The following is a 17,134-nucleotide window of genomic DNA, read 5'->3' as shown; positions in this document are numbered from 1 at the left end:
ATTTCAGACAAAATTAGTATATTGCTGTATTATATCAATACAATATTTTATGAAAAAATTAATTCTGTTCTATTGTGTTTATAGTATTTTTGCCCTGTCTTATATAAAAATTAATGCTCAATCAATGCAAAACGATATAAAGGCTCCACAGGCCAAAGTAATTCCAAAAAAATTAAAAAAACATAAAGAAACCAGAATTGATAATTATTTTTGGCTCAATGACAGAGAAAATTCAGAGGTTATTGATTATCTAAATCAGGAGAATGCCTATTATCAAAATATGACTTCACATACAAAGGAGTTACAAGAATCTTTGTATGAGGAGATGAAGGGCAGAATTAAAGAAGATGATTCATCTGTTCCTTATTTTTATAATGGTTACTATTATATTACCCGATTTGAAACGGGACAGGATTATCCAATTTTTTCAAGAAAAAAAGGAAGTCTTTCTGCAGAAGAAGAAATTATGTTCAATTGCAATGAAATGGCAAAAGGGCATGCTTACTTTAAATTGGGAGGTTTAAGTATTAGTCCGGATAACAAATTTGCAAGTTTTGGACTTGATCTTGTTGGTAGAAGAATTTATACTATTCAGGTTAAAAACTTAGAGACAAACGAAATCTTAACCGATAAAATTGAAAATGCAACCGGTGGATCTGTTTGGGCAAATGACAATAAAACTATTTTTTATGTCAAACAGGATGAAGTTACTTTAAGGTCTGATAAGGTGTTTAGGCATAAAATTAATAGCGATTCTGCAACTGATGTTTTGGTTTTTGATGAAACTGATGACACTTTTAATGTTTCAATCAGTAAAGAAAAATCCAGAAAATATATAGTAATTGGTTCAGGAAGTACTTTAACAACTGAATACAGGATTTTAAATTCAGATAATCCGGATGGAGAATTTGAGGTATTTCAGCCTCGTGTTCGTGGTCTTGAATATAGTATTTCGCACTATGAAGATTCGTTTTATATTTTAACGAATAAAGATAAGGCTACCAACTTTAAGTTGATGAAAACACCTGAAAATAAAACAGCAAAAAAATATTGGGTAGATCTTATTCCGCACCGTGAAGATGTTTTATTGGAAGATATTGAAATCTTTAAAAATTACTTAGTTGTAGAAGAACGTTCAAACGGATTAAATCATATTCGAATCATGCCTTGGAGTGATGAACCGGATTACTATTTGCCTTTTGGAAGTGAAACTTACAATGCTTACACCACAACGAATATTGATTTTGATACCGATGTTTTACGTTATAGTTATCAATCACTTGCAACGCCATCGTCTGTAATTGATTTCAATATGAAAACCCAAACCAAAGAAATATTAAAGGAACAACAGGTTTTAGGTGGTAAATTTGATAAAGAAAACTACATCGAAGAAAGAGTTTGGGCAACGGCCAGCGACGGTGTTAAGGTACCAATTTCGATGATTTATAAAAAAGGATTAGAAAAAAATGGTAAAAATCCGTTATTGCTCTATTCTTATGGTTCCTATGGAATTACGATGGATACTTATTTTTCTTCGACAAGACTTTCATTGTTAGACCGTGGTTTTGTTTATGCTATTGCTCATATTAGAGGAGGAGAAGACTTAGGAAGGCAATGGTATGAAGACGGAAAACTGTTAAAAAAGAAAAATACCTTTACAGATTTCATCGATTGCTCTAAATTTGTAATTAACGAAAAATTTACTTCTGCTGAACATTTGTATGCAGAAGGAGGATCTGCAGGAGGACTTTTGATGGGTGTTATAGTAAATGAAGCCCCGCAATTGTATAATGGAGTTATAGCTCAGGTTCCTTTTGTAGATGTTATTACAACAATGCTTGACGATAGTATTCCGCTGACAACCGGAGAGTATGATGAATGGGGAAACCCAAACAATAAGAAATATTATGATTATATGTTATCCTATTCACCATATGATAATGTAAAAGCACAAAAATATCCTAATATGTATGTTTCCACAGGATTGCACGATTCACAAGTGCAGTATTGGGAGCCTGCAAAATGGGTCGCCAAGTTGAGAACTATGAAAACAAATGATAATCTTTTGTTTTTAGACACCAATATGGATGCTGGACATGGTGGCGCTTCAGGAAGATTTGAAGCTTTAAAAGACTTAGCAAAAGAATTTAGTTTTTTATTAGATTTAGAAAAAATTAAAAGCTAATTAGAAATTTTTTGTTAAATTTGCAACCTATCGGGGTTATTTTAAAATGCCTTCGATTAACTATTTTTTTATGAAAGAAGAAATAAATGCTTATAATAATGTTTTAGAGTTAATAGGTAACACCCCACTTATTAAACTAAATAAAATCACCGAAGAGTTAGAAGGAAATTTCTACGCAAAGGTAGAAGCTTTTAATCCGGGTCATTCCTCAAAAGATAGAATAGCGTTATATATTATTGAAGAAGCCGAGAAAAAAGGAATCCTTTCTCCTGGAGATACGATCATCGAAACTACATCCGGTAATACTGGTTTTAGTTTGGCAATGGTCAGCATTATTAAAGGTTACAACTGTATTTTGGCAGTAAGTTCAAAATCATCAAAAGACAAAATTGACATGTTGAGAAGTTTAGGAGCAAAAGTTTATGTTTGCCCTGCTCACGTTTCAGCTGATGATGAAAGATCTTACTATAATGTTGCCAAACGTTTACACGAAGAAACTAAAGGTTCAGTTTACATCAATCAATACTTTAATCAGTTGAATATTGATGCACATTATAACACTACAGGTCCTGAAATTTGGGAACAGACAAAGGGACAAATAACACACCTTGTTGCTTGTAGCGGAACTGGAGGAACAATCTCAGGAACGGCTAAATTCTTAAAAGAGCAAAATCCAAATATTAGAATCTTAGGTGTAGATGCGTTTGGATCGGTATTGAAGAAATACCACGAAACAAGAGAATTTGATAACAAAGAAATTTACCCTTACCGTATTGAAGGATTAGGTAAAAACTTAATTCCATCTGCTACAGATTTTGATATTATTGATAAATTCATGAAAGTAACCGACGAAGAAAGTGCGCACTCGGCAAGAGAGATCACTCGTAAAGAAGGTTTATTTGTTGGATATACTTCTGGAGCTGTAATGCAAGCCATAAAGCAATATGCCGAGGAGGGCGAGTTTACAAAAGACAGTAATATTATTGCTATTTTTCCTGATCACGGTTCTCGTTATATGAGTAAAGTCTTTAGTGATGACTGGATGAATGAACAAGGATTCTTTGATAGTATTAATGAGGAAGAAGTTCAAAAAATTGAATTTGTAAAATAAGAAGAAAAAGTCTTAACAATATAAAACTCCGAATATTTAATTATTCGGAGTTTTTTTGTTTTAAGAAGTGTACTTTGGAAAAAAAAGTTTTTTTGTATTAGTGAATGTTTCTTAAAAACTTATTAATACCGTATTTATACGTAAGAAATTTTAGTTTTGAATGAGTTAAATTTATTTTTTTAATACTATCTCTAAAAGTATAAGTAAATGTAATTAACTGTGTAAAATAATCAATTTTGGTTATTTAAACGATTATTTAGGTTTTTTGTCGGGAAAATTTCCGACTAAAAACTTAAAAATATAGATTAGAGGTGTTAAAATGACACAATGTTATTTTACATTCTAAATCTACTACAATGAAAAAAATACTGCTAACATTAATGTTTGTAAGTTTTTTGAGTATAAATGCTCAAAATCCAATACAGGAGTTCGATTTTAATGGAACTTTGGTTAATACTAAAAATACAACTTCCTTTATGGGAACAAACAACTTTGTTGCCGATAGAAATGGAGTTGCAAATAGTGCTCAGCGTTTAGTTAATAAAGGTATGGAGGCTATTATAGCCGATCTTCCTCAAGATAATAAGGCACGTACAGTTACAATTTGGGTAAAACTTAATGATATTGCATCGGCAAATTATATTTGGGGTTATGGAACTGCTTACAATGCCCAATATTGTGGTTTGTTGCAGCAAGGTACAGCTTCTACTAATTCTGATCTAAGTTTAGCTGGTTGGGGAGCTTCAAATGATGTTATTGTTTCAACTCCTTTAGTGAAAAATTCCTGGTATCATTACAGCATCACTTTTGATGGAACAGTTTCTAAAATATATCGCGACGGACAATTGTTAAAATCGGTGAGTGGAATATCCCGATCGACAAAAGGAGATATCTTCAGATTGGGTGAGATTAACACAACAGTTGGTATAAATGCTGATATTGACGATTTAAAGATATATAATGTTGCAATGACAGATGAGCAGATTTTAGATCAGTATAATAGCTCAAAGCCATTGATTGTTGCAAAAGAACCGATAGTAGCTTCAAAAGCTGGAAAAACAGTAGAAAAAACAAAAGTTGCTTCGAAGGCAGTACCATCAAATGCAATTATAGCAACCAGTGATGTAAATGGTGTGACGAAAAATGTTGAGGTGTACTCTCAGGGACAAAAAATAGTTGGCGACAGTGCAATGAGTATTAACGATTTGCCGGAAGGGACTTATTTATTAAAAATTACAAGTAAGCCTGCAAACAAGATAACTTCAAAATAAAATTTGGTTTATAAATATAGTTCGTTAGTTTTTTTGTGTTAGTAGAATTAAATTTTTTGAATAGTGGAAGAAGCCTTTTAAAGTTGGATTTTAAAAGGCTTTTTTGTTTTTATTAGTGTTTTTTCTGTTGTCCAGGTGCGTAAGCTTTTGCGCTTTTACTTCCAGACATTTTTTTAGCTTGTCCCGGTGGAACTTTGCCTGAGCTATGGCTGTGTGTATGAACACTACAGCTTATTACGCTAATAACTACAAACAGAATAACCATAATGATTACGGCAACTTTTGTGTATTTTGATGTTTTCATATTTTCTTTTATTATTATTTTGAGGAGCCACAAATATAATAGTTAATATGAACTTTCATAATTCTGTGTTTTAGTTTAAAATCATTATAAACAATGTATAATTTCAAACTTAAAATTGTTCGGAAGTGTATTGTTTTTTTTGGAAATGGTAAACTAGTTTTAAACAAAGAGATTGTTTTGTAAAAATGTTTTTACAAATATTGGGTTTTGTTATTCTGAAAAATATTATTTTCTTTATTTTAGTGAGAATACCGTATTTATACGCGATATAAGTTTGTAAAATTGAATTAAATTTATAGTTTTAACAAAATTTATAAAAGTATAAGTAAATGTAATGAGCGGCTTTTAAGTATCAATTTTGATTATTTAAAAGGGCTTGGATTAAATTTTTACAAGCTATATTATTATTTAAAAGTGTGTCGTTTAGATACACTTTACTAAATGACTAAAAACCATAAATATGAAGAAACTATTACTCACTTTACTGTTTGTAAGCTTTTTTAATACTAATGCCCAAAATCCGGTTCAGGAGTTCAACTTCAACGGGACATTAAGTAGTAAAGATAATACGATTTCGCTTTTAGGAATACCTAACTTTGTAAATGACAGAATGGGAGTTGGTAAAGGAGCACAGCGACTTACTAATAAGGCTTTACAAGGTGTAGTAGGGGATCTTCCGCAAGATAATAAACCAAGATCAATATCTGTTTGGGTAAAGTTTAATAATATTGCTTCAGTCAATTATATTTTTGGGTATGGCAGTTCAGTAAATACGCAGTATTTTGGGTTATTGCAACAAGCTGCATCTGCTGGTAATTCGGATGTAAGTATGGTGGGTTGGGGAGATACAAGTAATATTGTAGTTTCAGTTCCGCTTCAAAAAGAAGTTTGGTGCCAATATAGCATTACTTATGATGGTACCAGCTCCAAAATATACCGCAATGGTGAGTTGTTAAAGTCAGTAGACGGAATTCAACGCTTAACTAAAGGTTATATATTTAAATTGGGACAATTAAATGCTGCAGTTAGTATCAATGCGGATATAGATGATCTTAAAATATATAATGTTGCGATGACAGGCGAGCAGGTTATGGAATCTTACAATAGTTCAAAACCATCAGTTTCTGTAGTAGCTGAAACAGCGCAAACTTTAGGTGTAGTAAAAAAAGCTACTACGACACCAATTGCAAAGGCTCCAGTAGCAGTAAAAAGTCCCGCTTCTGCACCAACAAATGATACACATATTCCTAAAACTGTTGAGGTTTTCTCGCAAGGAAGAAAAATAACAGGTGCCAATGCGTCTAATATTGATGATTTACCGGAAGGAACTTATTTGATTAAGGTAACAAATAATGCTGCAAAGAAGTAAATTAGATAATTTTATAAATTAGTTATAACAAAAAGCCCTGAAATAGTAATTCCAGGGCTTTTTGTTGCTATAAAAAGAAAAATACTATTCCTCTTTCATCGTATGATAAACGTTCATTACGTCATCATCTTCTTCAATTTTTTCGATTAATTTCTCAACATCAGCAATTTGAGCTTCTGTCAATTCTTTAGTGATTTGAGGAATACGCTCAAAACCAGAAGATAAAATTTCAAGTCCTCTGTTTTCTAATTCTTTCTGTAAAGCACCAAAGCTTCCAAAAGGAGCATAGATTAAGATTCCGTCTTCGTCTTCGAAAACTTCTTCAGCACCAAAATCAATAAGTTCTAATTCTAATTCTTCCGGATCAAGATTGCCTTTTGCAATTCTGAAGTTACAAGTATGGTCGAACATAAATTCAACAGAACCCTGAGTTCCCATAGTTCCGTTGCATTTGTTAAAATAACTACGAATATTGGCTACAGTTCTGTTATTGTTGTCAGATGCTGTTTCAATCAAAATCGCAATTCCGTGAGGAGCGTATCCTTCAAACAAAATTTCTTTATAGTTGGCAGTATCTTTATTACTTGCATTTTTTATCGCGCGCTCCACATTGTCCTTAGGCATGTTGGCTGCTTTCGCATTTTGTATAACGGCTCTTAATCTAGAATTGGCATCAGGGTTAGGTCCGCCTTCTTTAACAGCCATAACGATGTCTTTACCAATTCTGGTAAATGTTTTGGCCATTGCTGACCAACGTTTCATTTTTCTTCCTTTTCTAAATTCGAACGCTCTTCCCATTTCTAATTTTTAGTTTTGTGATGCAAAAATACGGTTATTCCTTATTTTTCCAAAATCAATCGTATTCTTTTTTAAATTATGTTCTTATGAAATTTTAACTGTGATTTTAAAGACATTCATGCCGAATTTAACCGCAAGGTTCGCAAGGCTTTTACGCAAAGGACGCTATGAACAGCTTTGCGAACTTAATAAACATCTGCAAACGCAACGAAAAAAAAACTTTGCGAACTTTGCGGTTAAAATCTATGTTCAAAGTGAGACAACCTGAAACCTATTTCGAAGCATTAAACTCCGTAATAATATTCACCGCTTCATTTAGATAGGGATTTGTTTTTAGATTATCGATCTGGTATTGGTTTATTGTTTTTTCTGTGGGATAAACACCTAGTAAAAATTGATTTACAGTTGAATTATAAACGTCTAAAGGATTGTTTTCGTCATTAAAGGTGTTAATCTCTTTCCAAAGTGAATTCACTAATTTTTTCTGATTAAAAACAGCATCGATTGTCATCGGAATTTCTGATTTTGGAGTGTTTACCAATTGATCAATTTTTAAATTGATTTTTTTTACGTCGTTAAAAAAATAGTTATCCGCCAAACGTGTTGTGCTATTTTGGGCAAGTTTATCAATTAAAGGACGTTTTACAAAAGGTTTGTATTTTAAAAACGGCTGGATACTATCATTTTTAATAGCAGTCGGAAAATCGCTTTCCTTTTGGTAAACACCTTCATAAAATTCAGGCACTATAACATCCGGCTTAACTCCAATATATTGATGACTTTTTCCAGTTACTCTGTAAAATTTATTAATGGTAATTTTCAAAAAATCGGTATTTTTTTCTTCGTCAAGCGAAAGAATAGTTTGCATTGTAGCTTTGCCAAGTGTAGTGCTGCCCAGTATTAAAGCGCGATTGTAATCTTGCAATATAGAGGAAAAAAATTCGCTTGCAGAGGCTGTATTGCTATTCACCAACACTACAATCGGGCCTTTGTAAATCATACCTCTGTAAGGATCATTAATGACAGAGGTGCCTTGTTTGTTGTCTATTACAATCGAAAGCGGACCATAATCAACAAACATTCCGGCTAGTTTGATGGCTTCTTCCATAGATCCGCCGCCATTATCAATTAAATCAATTACAAGACCTTTTATATTGTCACGATCAAGTTTTATCACTTCCCTGGCAACATCATCAGCGCAACCTTTTCGACTGTTGCCATCTAAGTCAGCATAAAAACTCGGAATCTTGATATAGCCAATTTTACTTTCTTTGCCTACAATAAAACTGAAAACCGAATTTTCCTCATCTTTCATGACTTGTTTTTCGATATAAACGTCAAAACTTTTGCCTGAATTTCTTTTTAGTGTAAGCGTAATACTCTTATTAGATTCTGATAAAATCATTGTAGAAATAGATTCCAGGGACGCACAGGAAACCTGTAATGTATCTTTATGGTTAGTGATAGAAACAATCTGATCGCCTTTTTTTATTTGGCCCGTTTTAAATGCCGGACCGTTTGGATCTATTTCATCAATAATAATTTCGTTTTTCTCGTTCAGATTAACGGTCATTCCAAGTGATAAATGTTCTTTTGACAAAGAAGCAACAAAACTAGATTTTGAATCATCACTAAAATAAGCCGTATGCGGATCAAAATAAGTGCAAAAGAAGTTGTATATCCTCTCTTCCAGTTTTGTATTGGTCTCTAAGAGTGTGTTAAAACGACAAATTTCATTGGTTAAAATAGTGGCTCTTGAAGCAAGCTCAATCGATTTGAAGTTCGCTTTAATAGAATCTAGATTATCACTGGTTTCAGCAATATCATCTAAAATCTGATAACGTAACTTCTTAAGCCACACTTTCTCTAAATCTTCTTTCTTAAGATAAAAAGGAAACGATTTTTTATAAAACCGAATAGTGTCTTTTTTTGTATAATCAATAGTTTCAGCCTGAATTTTTTCTAGTACGGCTTTTGTTCTAAGCAGCCCATCTTTATATTTGTTAGAAATATCATCTGCAAAATTACAATCCCCTTCCATGATCATATCATCTAAACTAACACGATATTTTTTAGCTAACTCATCGTATTCATTCTTAAAAAAAATATTTCTTGAGGGATCCAGTTCATTAATAAGATTATCAAACACAAAAATGGATAAACTGTCATCTACTGGTTTTGGCTTAATATGCTCCTTCTGAATGAGTCGATTTATCTTGTATAAGATTTCGCAGGTTGTCGCGCTATTTTGACTAAATAGTGCATTTGTAGTCATCAAAAAAAATAATAGTATTTTTTTCATAAATCGAAAGTCTTCGTTTAGCTTAAAATTACGCTTATTTTTTTGATTAAAAGTTATATTTTTTCTAAAATATCTTATATTTAATCGATTTGTTTTCGGTGAAATGCACAGAAATTTGACATAAAAAAAATGCATTACTTTTTGAGTAATGCATTTTCGTAATAATATGTCTTAAAAATTATTTCTTGTAAAAAGGTAATTTTACCACTTTTGCTGGAACGTCATTTTTTCTGATTCTGATAAAAATGTCGCTATCAACAGCGCTATTGCTTACTGTAACATATCCTAAACCAATCCCTTTATTCATAGAAGGAGACATTGTTCCAGAAGTTACAATACCAATTACAGCACCAGAAGCATCAACAATTTCGTAATCATGTCTTGGTACAGCGCGTTCCTGCATTTCAAAAGCAACTAATTTTTTAGTAACACCTTCTTCTTTTTGTTTTTTCAAACTTTCAGAATTAGTAAAATCTTTATTGAATTTTGTAATCCATCCTAATCCGGCTTCAAGCGGAGAAGTAGTGTCATTAATGTCATTTCCGTACAAACAGAATCCCATCTCTAAACGTAAAGTATCACGAGCTGCCAATCCAATTGGTTTAATTCCATAAGCTGCTCCAGCTTCAAAAACTTTTTTCCAAATCGCTTCAGCATCAGCATTTTTGCAATAAATTTCAAATCCGCCAGAACCAGTATAACCAGTTGCAGAGATAATTACATCATTAAAACCAGCAAAATCAGCTACTTCAAAATGATAATAAGCAATTGCAGCTAAATCAATAGACGATAAAGGCTGCATAGCCTCAACCGCTTTTGGCCCCTGAATAGCCAATAAAGAATAATCGTCAGAAAGGTTTTTCATCTCAACACCCAAATCATTGTGCGAAGAAATCCAGTTCCAGTCTTTTTCAATATTCGAAGCATTTACCACAAGTAAATACTCTTCCTCTTTCATTTTATATACAATCAAATCATCAACGATTCCGCCGTCATTGTTTGGTAAACAAGAATATTGCGCTCTTCCGATAGTCAAAGTCGAAGCATCATTCGAAGTTACTTTCTGAATCAAAGCCAAAGCATTTGGTCCGGTAAGTAAAAATTCTCCCATATGCGAAACGTCAAAAACGCCCACACTGTTACGAACTGTTTCGTGTTCAGCATTTACGCCTTCATAGGTAATAGGCATGTTATAACCGGCAAAAGGTAGCATTTTCGCTCCCAAACTCTCATGTATGTGCGTAAGCGCAGTATTTTTCATTGTGTGTTGTTTTATAAAAGTGAGTCGCAAATTTATTTAAAAAATATCGGAAATTAATAGTCTAAATTATAAATTTCGCAATATTTAGTAGCTATTTCCTGCTATCCGCTATATCTTTTTGTTTTTAAAGAAAAAACAGAAAGGATACCGCTTCTATCAGAGCTAGGGACTCAGCTATTAAGAAAGAACTTTTTCTTCAAATTTTATGTAACTTTAGATAAGATTGACATATTTAATTCATTATTTTTTACATTCAGCTAATGTGTTTTGAGGTCAATGAAATGCCTTTTTGCGTAAAGAAAAACCATGATTCTATGTGTTTAAAAAAATAAGCCAACAAAATAAGCTAAATGAAAACGCCATTTTTAATAACAAAAGAAGAAATTCTAAAATGCTATAAACCTGTAAATCCTCATACACATAAAGGACTGCAAGGCCACGCCGTGATTATTGCCGGAAGTTACGGCAAAATTGGAGCTGCCGTTTTAGCTTCAAAAGCCTGCCTAAAATCAGGTTGTGGCCTCGTAACCACGTTTACACCCAAATGCGGTTACCAAATTGTGCAAATCTCGATTCCGGAAGTTATGGTTGTCACCGATGAAAATACAAATTCGATCACCAATATTCACCTCCCATTAATTCCACAAGCAATCGGAATTGGTCCGGGAATCGGGCAGGAGCTGGCAACTCAAAAAGCATTATTTGAATTTTTAAGAAGCAATAACACACCTCTGGTTCTCGATGCTGATGCATTGAATATTTTAGCAGATAATCAATCCTGGTTAGAATTAGTTCCGGAAAACACCATCCTGACACCACATCCAAAAGAGCTGGAGCGCTTAATCGGTAAGTGGAATTCGGAATCTGAGAAGTTTCAAAAAACAATGGCCTTTTCAGAGAAATACAAACTGATTATCGTAATGAAAGGCTCACCAACATATATCATCAACAAACAAGAAATCCACGAAAATACGACAGGAAACGCTGCCCTTGCAACCGCAGGAAGTGGCGATACCCTAACCGGAATCATCACAAGTTTTCTGGCGCAAGGCTACGAACCCAATCATGCTGCAAAATTAGGAGTTTTCATACATGGTTTAACCGCAGATATTGCTTTACCAGAAACGGGTTATCAGTCTTTTATAGCATCGGATATTATTGAGAATCTTGGGAAAGCTTTTTTGGAATTAGATAATTAGATAATTTTCATCACCATGAGGAGTCTTTTTTCTAAATCTAAACTCTACAATCAGAAATCTAAATTCGTAAGTTTGTATTTATGAAAAACAACTTCGATCTCAGAACGGTAAATGTTACCCGTTACATCACACCACTGCGCGAAGGCGGTTCTTTACCCGCTTTGGCAGAAGCCGATGACGATTTTAAATACGTCCTAAAATTCAAAGGAGCCGGTCACGGTGTAAAAGCTTTGATAGCCGAATTAGTTGGCGGACAAATAGCAAAAGCCTTAAAACTACAACTTCCGGAACTAGTTTTCGCCAATCTCGACGAAGCTTTTGGAAGATCTGAGGGTGACGAAGAAATTCAGGATTTACTGCAGGGAAGTCAGGGATTGAATTTAGCACTTCATTTTTTGTCAGGCTCGATCACTTTTGACTCCGTTGTAACGACTGTAGATGATAAATTAGCTTCTCAAATTGTCTGGCTTGACGCTTATATAACTAATGTAGACAGAACATTTAGAAATACCAATATGCTGATCTGGCATAAAGAACTATGGCTTATCGATCACGGTGCCTGTTTGTATTTTCACCATTCCTGGAACAATTGGGAACAACATGCCAAAAGTCCGTTTGCGTTAATAAAAGATCATGTTTTACTGCCTCAGGCTTCACTTTTAAAAGAAGTTGATGCTGAATTCAAAGCGCTCCTAACTAACGAAATATTAGAAGAAATTGTCAATACAATTCCAGAAGAATGGCTGGTTTGGGAAGACACAGGCGAAACTCCAGAAGCCTTGCGAAATGTATATTTACAATTCTTGCAAACCCGATTAAATAATTCCGAAATCTTTGTAAATCAAGCTCAAAATGCAAGATAATCACTTATATGAGTATGCCGTAATTCGTGTGGTACCCAGAGTGGAGCGCGAAGAATTCCTTAATATCGGAATCATTTTGTTTTGCAAAAAAGCCAAATTTATAAAAGTATTATCTCATATTGATGATGCCAAAATAGAAGCCCTTTCCAATGATTTTGATATCGAGCAATTGCATTGCAACATTACAGCTCTAAATAAAATTGCAGCTGGAGAAAAAGACGGCGGACCAATTGGACAAATGGAAATTCCGGAGCGTTTTCGCTGGTTGACCGCAATTCGTAGTTCAGCCATTCAAACCTCAAGACCACATTCTGGTTTGTGTGAGAATTTGGAGAAAACGATTCAGAGATTGTTTGAAGAGTTGGTTCTTTAAAAAGAGGTACAAAGGTTCAAATGGGCAGAGCGACAAAGGTTTTTCTGTAGAGACGCACAGCAGTGCGTCTAACATATAATATGAATTTAATTTATTTCAGATCAATCGAAAAACCGAAAACAATTAAAAGCAGGCTTGAGATTGGACCAGAGATAATACATAGCAATGGAGTTTGTCCGTCTCCATGACAGGCAATATTTACTCCCGCCAAAAGGATAAAAACAGCAGTATGTATTAAAAAGTAAAGAATAAAATTAAGTAACATGAATTTTTCTTTAATAGTTTTTTCGTCGTTCAATAAAAGGGAATCTGTTTTTCGAATAAATAGAATACCAATTAATAAAATCAAAATAATTGAAAGACATAAAACAATTATATAACTCATTTCGCAATTATTGACTAGTTTTTCAATACCCATTGCTAAAAATACAGCAGGAAAAAGGCTAAAAATCGGAAACACAGGAATCAAAGTCCATAAAGCATTTATAAAAGCATATTTTGTAAATCGTAATTCCATTTAGAGTAGATATTAATTTTAATAAAGTATTAGTTCAAACAAAAAAACTCCGTGCCTTAGTGTCTTCGTATCAAAATCTAATTAAAAGTCCAATATTCCAAAGAGGCATTCATGAGACAAATTAAGCATAATATTTTCCTTTTTTGGATTTTCAATAACTAAAAGATCATAAGGTTTTAGATGGTATGGCTTGTCATTAATTATAATAACTGTTGTATCTAAAGAAAATAAAATTAGTATTTCAGCATTACAATTCTGAATATTAGTCGTTATTTTTAGTTTATGATGACGTATTTTATCAGAAACCATCCAGTTAAAATCAATGCCTTTTGTATAAGAAGTCACTTCGTCATCCGAATTAAATTCCATGATTTCATATTTCTCATATACTTTTCTTTCTTCGTTTACCTCAATATCTAAACAGTTATCAAGCATAACCAAATAGCGGTGATAGCCCTTAAATTTGGTAAATTCGGAAGGCTCTTGCTCTATCGTAGCACTGCTTATTCTGAATATAAAAGCCCTATCTGCATAGCTTGCTGTTTCAGGATGTATCATATATTCATATGTCAATCCGCCACTCCAAACGGAGACTTTACTATTTTTTTTAGACAAAAGGCGTATGTTCATTTTTATTTTTTCATGTGATTAGTTTACGTTCGTGACTTTAAAAAAGGTTTAATGTTGCAAAGTTACAAAGAGGCAATGGTTTTTTGTAGAGGCAGACAGCAGTACGTTCAGGATATAATTTAAAAATTTCAACAGACGCCAGGTCGGGAAGATATATAAGTAAAGAAAACCTTGAGATTTTGTCTCCCTATTTCACGCTAACTTTTTTTTTTAAAATCTTTCACTAATCGTTTAGTCATTTGCTTTATAATTTCTATTGGTTTTTCAGAAAATGCTTATTTATTCTTTAATAATTTTTTAAGTTTGCCTTAAATTATAATAGCCCATTTAGTTAAAACATTTCACTTTTAAAAACCTACCAAATATGAAATTTAATTTTTTTTCATTGTTATCATTAACTATAACTTTACTTAGTTTATCTGCGTGCTCATCAGAGGATTCTCCAAAACCAGATCAACCGGAAACAATTGATCCGGCAACACAAAATTTGGTTTCTATTACGTTTCCCACTAGTGCTAATATGGCGTATATGTCTGACAAGCAAGAATTCAAATATGACGATAAAAGGCGTATTAACTTAATAGGAAGTTATTATGCTATAACGTATGTCAATGATGACTTGATTGAAACCAAAAATTTAGGAGATGATGTGTCTAATGCTGACATTGAAAATAAAACATCTATTATATTAAAGAATAAAAATATTTCATTGGTTATTAGTAATACTGTTTTCAGAAGAACAACTGGAGAAGTTTATAGTATCGAAAGAGATTCAAGTGTGTATAGTTATGAAAATGAATATATAGCTAAAATTGTTAAATATCACAAAATGTCTATTGATGGTGACGGAAAATATCGTCTTGATAAACAAATTGATTTTATAGTTACTGATGGTAATATTACGCAAGTTAAAACTCTTGAGTATGGAGAAGTTGTAGTCAGTAATTATAAATACGATTCTGAACCGAATATCTTTTTGGGAGATATGGCTTATGAAACACCATTGTTTAAGGTTGATGGATATGAAATTTTAGCTCACGATAAACTTGGAAAAAGAAATAAAAACAATGTAATTTCAATGGAAAATATCTTTACTGAAACTCCATTTCAAAAATCTTATAAAACTGTTAACTTCAAAAGAAATTTAGATAAATCAGGAAGAATAAGCGAAATTATAATATCTGGGAGTTGCGTGACAAGTAATCCACAAAATTCAGCAACAAATTTTATCGACGAAAAAGTTATTTTCGAGTATAAATAAATTTCAGCTTATTTCGGGAAATTTAAAATATAAAGTAGTAAAGAAGCCAAGTCACAAAGTAATAAAAAACTTTGCGACTTAGCGCCTTTGCTAGATTAAAAAAACTTTGTGCCTTAGTGCCTTCGTGGCAAAAAACTTAAAGCCTTTTCTCCAAATAAATAAATTCCAAAGGCACATCAGAAATCGTAACATGAATGCCACTCTCCGGAAAAGCTTCTCTTTCGCCTGTATCTACATAACCGTGACGTTTGTACCACGCAATAAGCTCTTCACGAACTGAAATAACCGTCATAATAATACTTGACAACCCCAAAGCTTTAGCATGATTTTCGGCTTCAGCCAACATCTTTTTGCCGATTCCGCTGTTTTGTAATTCAGGAGATACGGTTAGCATTCCCAAATACAATTGGTGCTCTTTTTCGACCAATAAAACCGAACCAATAATTTTATCGTTCTCCGTATATTTCAAAATGGTATTCTTCGGATTTAGAATCGTTTCTGTTAATTCTTCTTCGTTCGTTCTTTTTCCTTCTAATAAATTGGCTTCCGTAGTCCAGCCTTTTTTAGAAGTTTCGCCTCTGTAAGCTGAATTGATTAAAGTATTTAATGCGGGAATATCTTGTAAGGTTGCTTTTGTAATCATGGTAATATTTATGCTGTAAGATTTTTTAAATTTTTAAATTGCCTCCGACTTTAGCTGGAGGAACAAAATTATATTATTTAAGGAATGGCTTTCTCCAAATCTTTAATTATTTTTTTTGGCTTTTCGATTAAGTAAAAAGCAGTAAGTAAAATGAGTTACTAGAACTAAAGAAATTCCAATATTCCAATAAATTTCAAAATAAGCAAATGCATTATAAAAACAGAAAAAGGAATCTATATTTTCATCAACTCGGAAATAAAAGGGAAAAACAATTAAAAAAAGAGAAAGGAATATGGACAGAATTATGAAACGACCAAATTTGATTTTAAAATGATCAACTAAGCCATAACCTAGCATTTGAACGATCAATAGTATTAGAAATAGTTTCTCCATAATTTTAAGTTTCTAATTGTTTTAATAACCATCAGTACAAACTTCTCGATCGTGCCTGTTCCAATTAATATTTTGGTGTAATGCTTTTTGTCTTTTCAAGCAATTGATTTTCTTTTTCAATTACTTTTTCAAATGGAGATTTGTTTGGCAGATGTTGCTTTTGATATTGCTCAATAAGCGGAATCGTTAAAATAATTTTTAAAGCAGTATGATAATTTGTTATCTCACTACGTTTTTTATTGATAGTATTTACCAAATTTTCCAGATCAGCTTTTTGAGAGCCGTATTTATCGCTACTTTTCGTAATTAAATTTATCATTTTCTGTTTCATTACGCTATCCCTTATACCATTAATATGACTTTCTACAGAATTATAATAATCATCAGATTTTTGATCATAATTATAAAAAATAGCCGTTGTATCTCTTGGATTCAATTCACTTAACTCGTTTTCCAAAGCTTTCAACTCAGGAGATTTTTCTACAAGTTCCTGATACAAGTCATCGACTAAATCGCCTCCTTTTCTAAATCTTCCTATTTCAATAGTTTTTTCCTCAAAAGCTTTTGGTTCTTCTTTACTCACGTGAATAGTTTCATTTTCTCGACAAGATATTAGGAGAATTAATGAAAGAAAAGCGATTTTTTTAAGCATAG

Annotated in this window: 16 protein-coding genes; 8 read left to right on the top strand and 8 right to left on the bottom strand. The window is 32.7% G+C overall.

The features are described 5' to 3' along the window. Positions 1-49 precede the first annotated feature (49 nt). From Q7C23_RS07445 to Q7C23_RS07435, 3 genes are all read left to right on the top strand, one after another. A complete protein-coding gene (locus Q7C23_RS07445; RefSeq protein WP_375031913.1) occupies positions 50-2,185 on the top strand; it encodes a S9 family peptidase in 2,136 nt (711 codons plus the stop codon). Between the two features lie 70 nt (positions 2,186-2,255). Then, positions 2,256-3,296, top strand: coding sequence for a PLP-dependent cysteine synthase family protein (locus Q7C23_RS07440; RefSeq protein WP_026982168.1), 1,041 nt, complete (start codon positions 2,256-2,258; stop codon positions 3,294-3,296). 356 nt (positions 3,297-3,652) lie between these two features. Then, positions 3,653-4,567, top strand: a complete 915-nt coding sequence (locus Q7C23_RS07435) for a LamG domain-containing protein (RefSeq protein ID WP_375031912.1) — start codon at positions 3,653-3,655, stop codon at positions 4,565-4,567. Positions 4,568-4,679: 112 nt separating this feature from the next. On the opposite strand, the gene Q7C23_RS07430 is transcribed toward Q7C23_RS07435, so the two are convergent. Continuing rightward, positions 4,680-4,871, bottom strand: a complete 192-nt coding sequence (locus tag Q7C23_RS07430; RefSeq protein WP_072971243.1) for a hypothetical protein — start codon at positions 4,869-4,871, stop codon at positions 4,680-4,682. A gap of 460 nt (positions 4,872-5,331) precedes the next feature. Here Q7C23_RS07430 and Q7C23_RS07425 point away from each other — a divergent pair, with 460 nt between their 5' ends. Beyond that, positions 5,332-6,240: a LamG-like jellyroll fold domain-containing protein gene (locus Q7C23_RS07425; RefSeq protein WP_375031911.1), complete on the top strand. Its 909-nt coding sequence runs from the start codon at positions 5,332-5,334 to the stop codon at positions 6,238-6,240. A gap of 84 nt (positions 6,241-6,324) precedes the next feature. Here Q7C23_RS07425 and Q7C23_RS07420 read toward each other — a convergent pair whose 3' ends face one another. The 3 genes from Q7C23_RS07420 to gcvT form a co-directional block, all read right to left on the bottom strand. Continuing rightward, the gene (locus tag Q7C23_RS07420) at positions 6,325-7,038 is read right to left on the bottom strand and encodes a YebC/PmpR family DNA-binding transcriptional regulator (RefSeq protein ID WP_007811539.1); all 714 of its coding nucleotides are present in this window, start codon (positions 7,036-7,038) and stop codon (positions 6,325-6,327) included. Between the two features lie 271 nt (positions 7,039-7,309). Further along, a complete protein-coding gene (locus tag Q7C23_RS07415; protein WP_375031910.1) occupies positions 7,310-9,340 on the bottom strand; it encodes a S41 family peptidase in 2,031 nt (676 codons plus the stop codon). Positions 9,341-9,518: 178 nt separating this feature from the next. Continuing rightward, positions 9,519-10,601, bottom strand: a complete 1,083-nt coding sequence (gcvT, locus tag Q7C23_RS07410) for a glycine cleavage system aminomethyltransferase GcvT (protein ID WP_375031909.1) — start codon at positions 10,599-10,601, stop codon at positions 9,519-9,521. Positions 10,602-10,951: 350 nt separating this feature from the next. Between gcvT and Q7C23_RS07405 the strand changes: the two genes are divergently transcribed. From Q7C23_RS07405 to Q7C23_RS07395, 3 genes are all read left to right on the top strand, one after another. Further along, on the top strand, positions 10,952-11,800 hold the full coding sequence (locus tag Q7C23_RS07405; protein ID WP_375031908.1) for an NAD(P)H-hydrate dehydratase: 849 nt from the start codon (positions 10,952-10,954) through the stop codon (positions 11,798-11,800). A gap of 80 nt (positions 11,801-11,880) precedes the next feature. After that, positions 11,881-12,663 (top strand): HipA family kinase, encoded by a 783-nt coding sequence (locus tag Q7C23_RS07400; protein ID WP_375031907.1) that lies wholly within the window; start codon positions 11,881-11,883, stop codon positions 12,661-12,663. Further along, the gene (locus Q7C23_RS07395; protein WP_375031906.1) at positions 12,653-13,036 is read left to right on the top strand and encodes a DUF3037 domain-containing protein; all 384 of its coding nucleotides are present in this window, start codon (positions 12,653-12,655) and stop codon (positions 13,034-13,036) included. Before Q7C23_RS07400 ends, Q7C23_RS07395 begins: the two co-directional genes overlap by 11 nt. 91 nt (positions 13,037-13,127) lie before the next feature. On the opposite strand, the gene Q7C23_RS07390 is transcribed toward Q7C23_RS07395, so the two are convergent. Next, the gene (locus Q7C23_RS07390; RefSeq protein ID WP_375031905.1) at positions 13,128-13,553 is read right to left on the bottom strand and encodes a hypothetical protein; all 426 of its coding nucleotides are present in this window, start codon (positions 13,551-13,553) and stop codon (positions 13,128-13,130) included. Positions 13,554-13,634: 81 nt separating this feature from the next. Next, the gene (locus Q7C23_RS07385) at positions 13,635-14,183 is read right to left on the bottom strand and encodes a HutD family protein (protein ID WP_375031904.1); all 549 of its coding nucleotides are present in this window, start codon (positions 14,181-14,183) and stop codon (positions 13,635-13,637) included. Positions 14,184-14,547: 364 nt separating this feature from the next. Between Q7C23_RS07385 and Q7C23_RS07380 the strand changes: the two genes are divergently transcribed. Continuing rightward, positions 14,548-15,444, top strand: a complete 897-nt coding sequence (locus Q7C23_RS07380; protein WP_375031903.1) for a hypothetical protein — start codon at positions 14,548-14,550, stop codon at positions 15,442-15,444. Between the two features lie 136 nt (positions 15,445-15,580). Here the strand turns inward: Q7C23_RS07380 and Q7C23_RS07375 are convergent, their stop codons facing one another. Together Q7C23_RS07375 and Q7C23_RS07370 are read right to left on the bottom strand one after the other, a co-directional pair. Continuing rightward, positions 15,581-16,087 carry a GNAT family N-acetyltransferase gene (locus Q7C23_RS07375; RefSeq protein ID WP_375031902.1) on the bottom strand — a complete coding sequence of 169 codons (507 nt, stop codon included), beginning with the start codon at positions 16,085-16,087 and terminating at the stop codon, positions 15,581-15,583. A gap of 457 nt (positions 16,088-16,544) precedes the next feature. Beyond that, the gene (locus Q7C23_RS07370; RefSeq protein WP_375031901.1) at positions 16,545-17,132 is read right to left on the bottom strand and encodes a hypothetical protein; all 588 of its coding nucleotides are present in this window, start codon (positions 17,130-17,132) and stop codon (positions 16,545-16,547) included. Positions 17,133-17,134 lie beyond the last annotated feature (2 nt).

The sequence above is a fragment of the Flavobacterium sp. LAR06 genome, from assembly GCF_041946075.1.
GTDB lineage: Bacteria > Bacteroidota > Bacteroidia > Flavobacteriales > Flavobacteriaceae > Flavobacterium.
The sequence above is the reverse complement of the archived record's forward strand: the minus strand, read 5'-3'. Positions and strand labels throughout refer to the sequence as shown.

Coding starts and splice junctions, on each gene's coding strand:
- gcvT (WP_375031909.1), bottom strand. CDS start 10,601: ATGAAAAATACTGCGCTTACGCACATACATGAGAGTTTGGGAGCGAAA.
- Q7C23_RS07395 (WP_375031906.1), top strand. CDS start 12,653: ATGCAAGATAATCACTTATATGAGTATGCCGTAATTCGTGTGGTACCC.
- Q7C23_RS07415 (WP_375031910.1), bottom strand. CDS start 9,340: ATGAAAAAAATACTATTATTTTTTTTGATGACTACAAATGCACTATTT.
- Q7C23_RS07390 (WP_375031905.1), bottom strand. CDS start 13,553: ATGGAATTACGATTTACAAAATATGCTTTTATAAATGCTTTATGGACT.
- Q7C23_RS07380 (WP_375031903.1), top strand. CDS start 14,548: ATGAAATTTAATTTTTTTTCATTGTTATCATTAACTATAACTTTACTT.
- Q7C23_RS07400 (WP_375031907.1), top strand. CDS start 11,881: ATGAAAAACAACTTCGATCTCAGAACGGTAAATGTTACCCGTTACATC.
- Q7C23_RS07405 (WP_375031908.1), top strand. CDS start 10,952: ATGAAAACGCCATTTTTAATAACAAAAGAAGAAATTCTAAAATGCTAT.
- Q7C23_RS07440 (WP_026982168.1), top strand. CDS start 2,256: ATGAAAGAAGAAATAAATGCTTATAATAATGTTTTAGAGTTAATAGGT.
- Q7C23_RS07420 (WP_007811539.1), bottom strand. CDS start 7,038: ATGGGAAGAGCGTTCGAATTTAGAAAAGGAAGAAAAATGAAACGTTGG.
- Q7C23_RS07375 (WP_375031902.1), bottom strand. CDS start 16,087: ATGATTACAAAAGCAACCTTACAAGATATTCCCGCATTAAATACTTTA.
- Q7C23_RS07425 (WP_375031911.1), top strand. CDS start 5,332: ATGAAGAAACTATTACTCACTTTACTGTTTGTAAGCTTTTTTAATACT.
- Q7C23_RS07370 (WP_375031901.1), bottom strand. CDS start 17,132: ATGCTTAAAAAAATCGCTTTTCTTTCATTAATTCTCCTAATATCTTGT.
- Q7C23_RS07445 (WP_375031913.1), top strand. CDS start 50: ATGAAAAAATTAATTCTGTTCTATTGTGTTTATAGTATTTTTGCCCTG.
- Q7C23_RS07430 (WP_072971243.1), bottom strand. CDS start 4,871: ATGAAAACATCAAAATACACAAAAGTTGCCGTAATCATTATGGTTATT.
- Q7C23_RS07435 (WP_375031912.1), top strand. CDS start 3,653: ATGAAAAAAATACTGCTAACATTAATGTTTGTAAGTTTTTTGAGTATA.
- Q7C23_RS07385 (WP_375031904.1), bottom strand. CDS start 14,183: ATGAACATACGCCTTTTGTCTAAAAAAAATAGTAAAGTCTCCGTTTGG.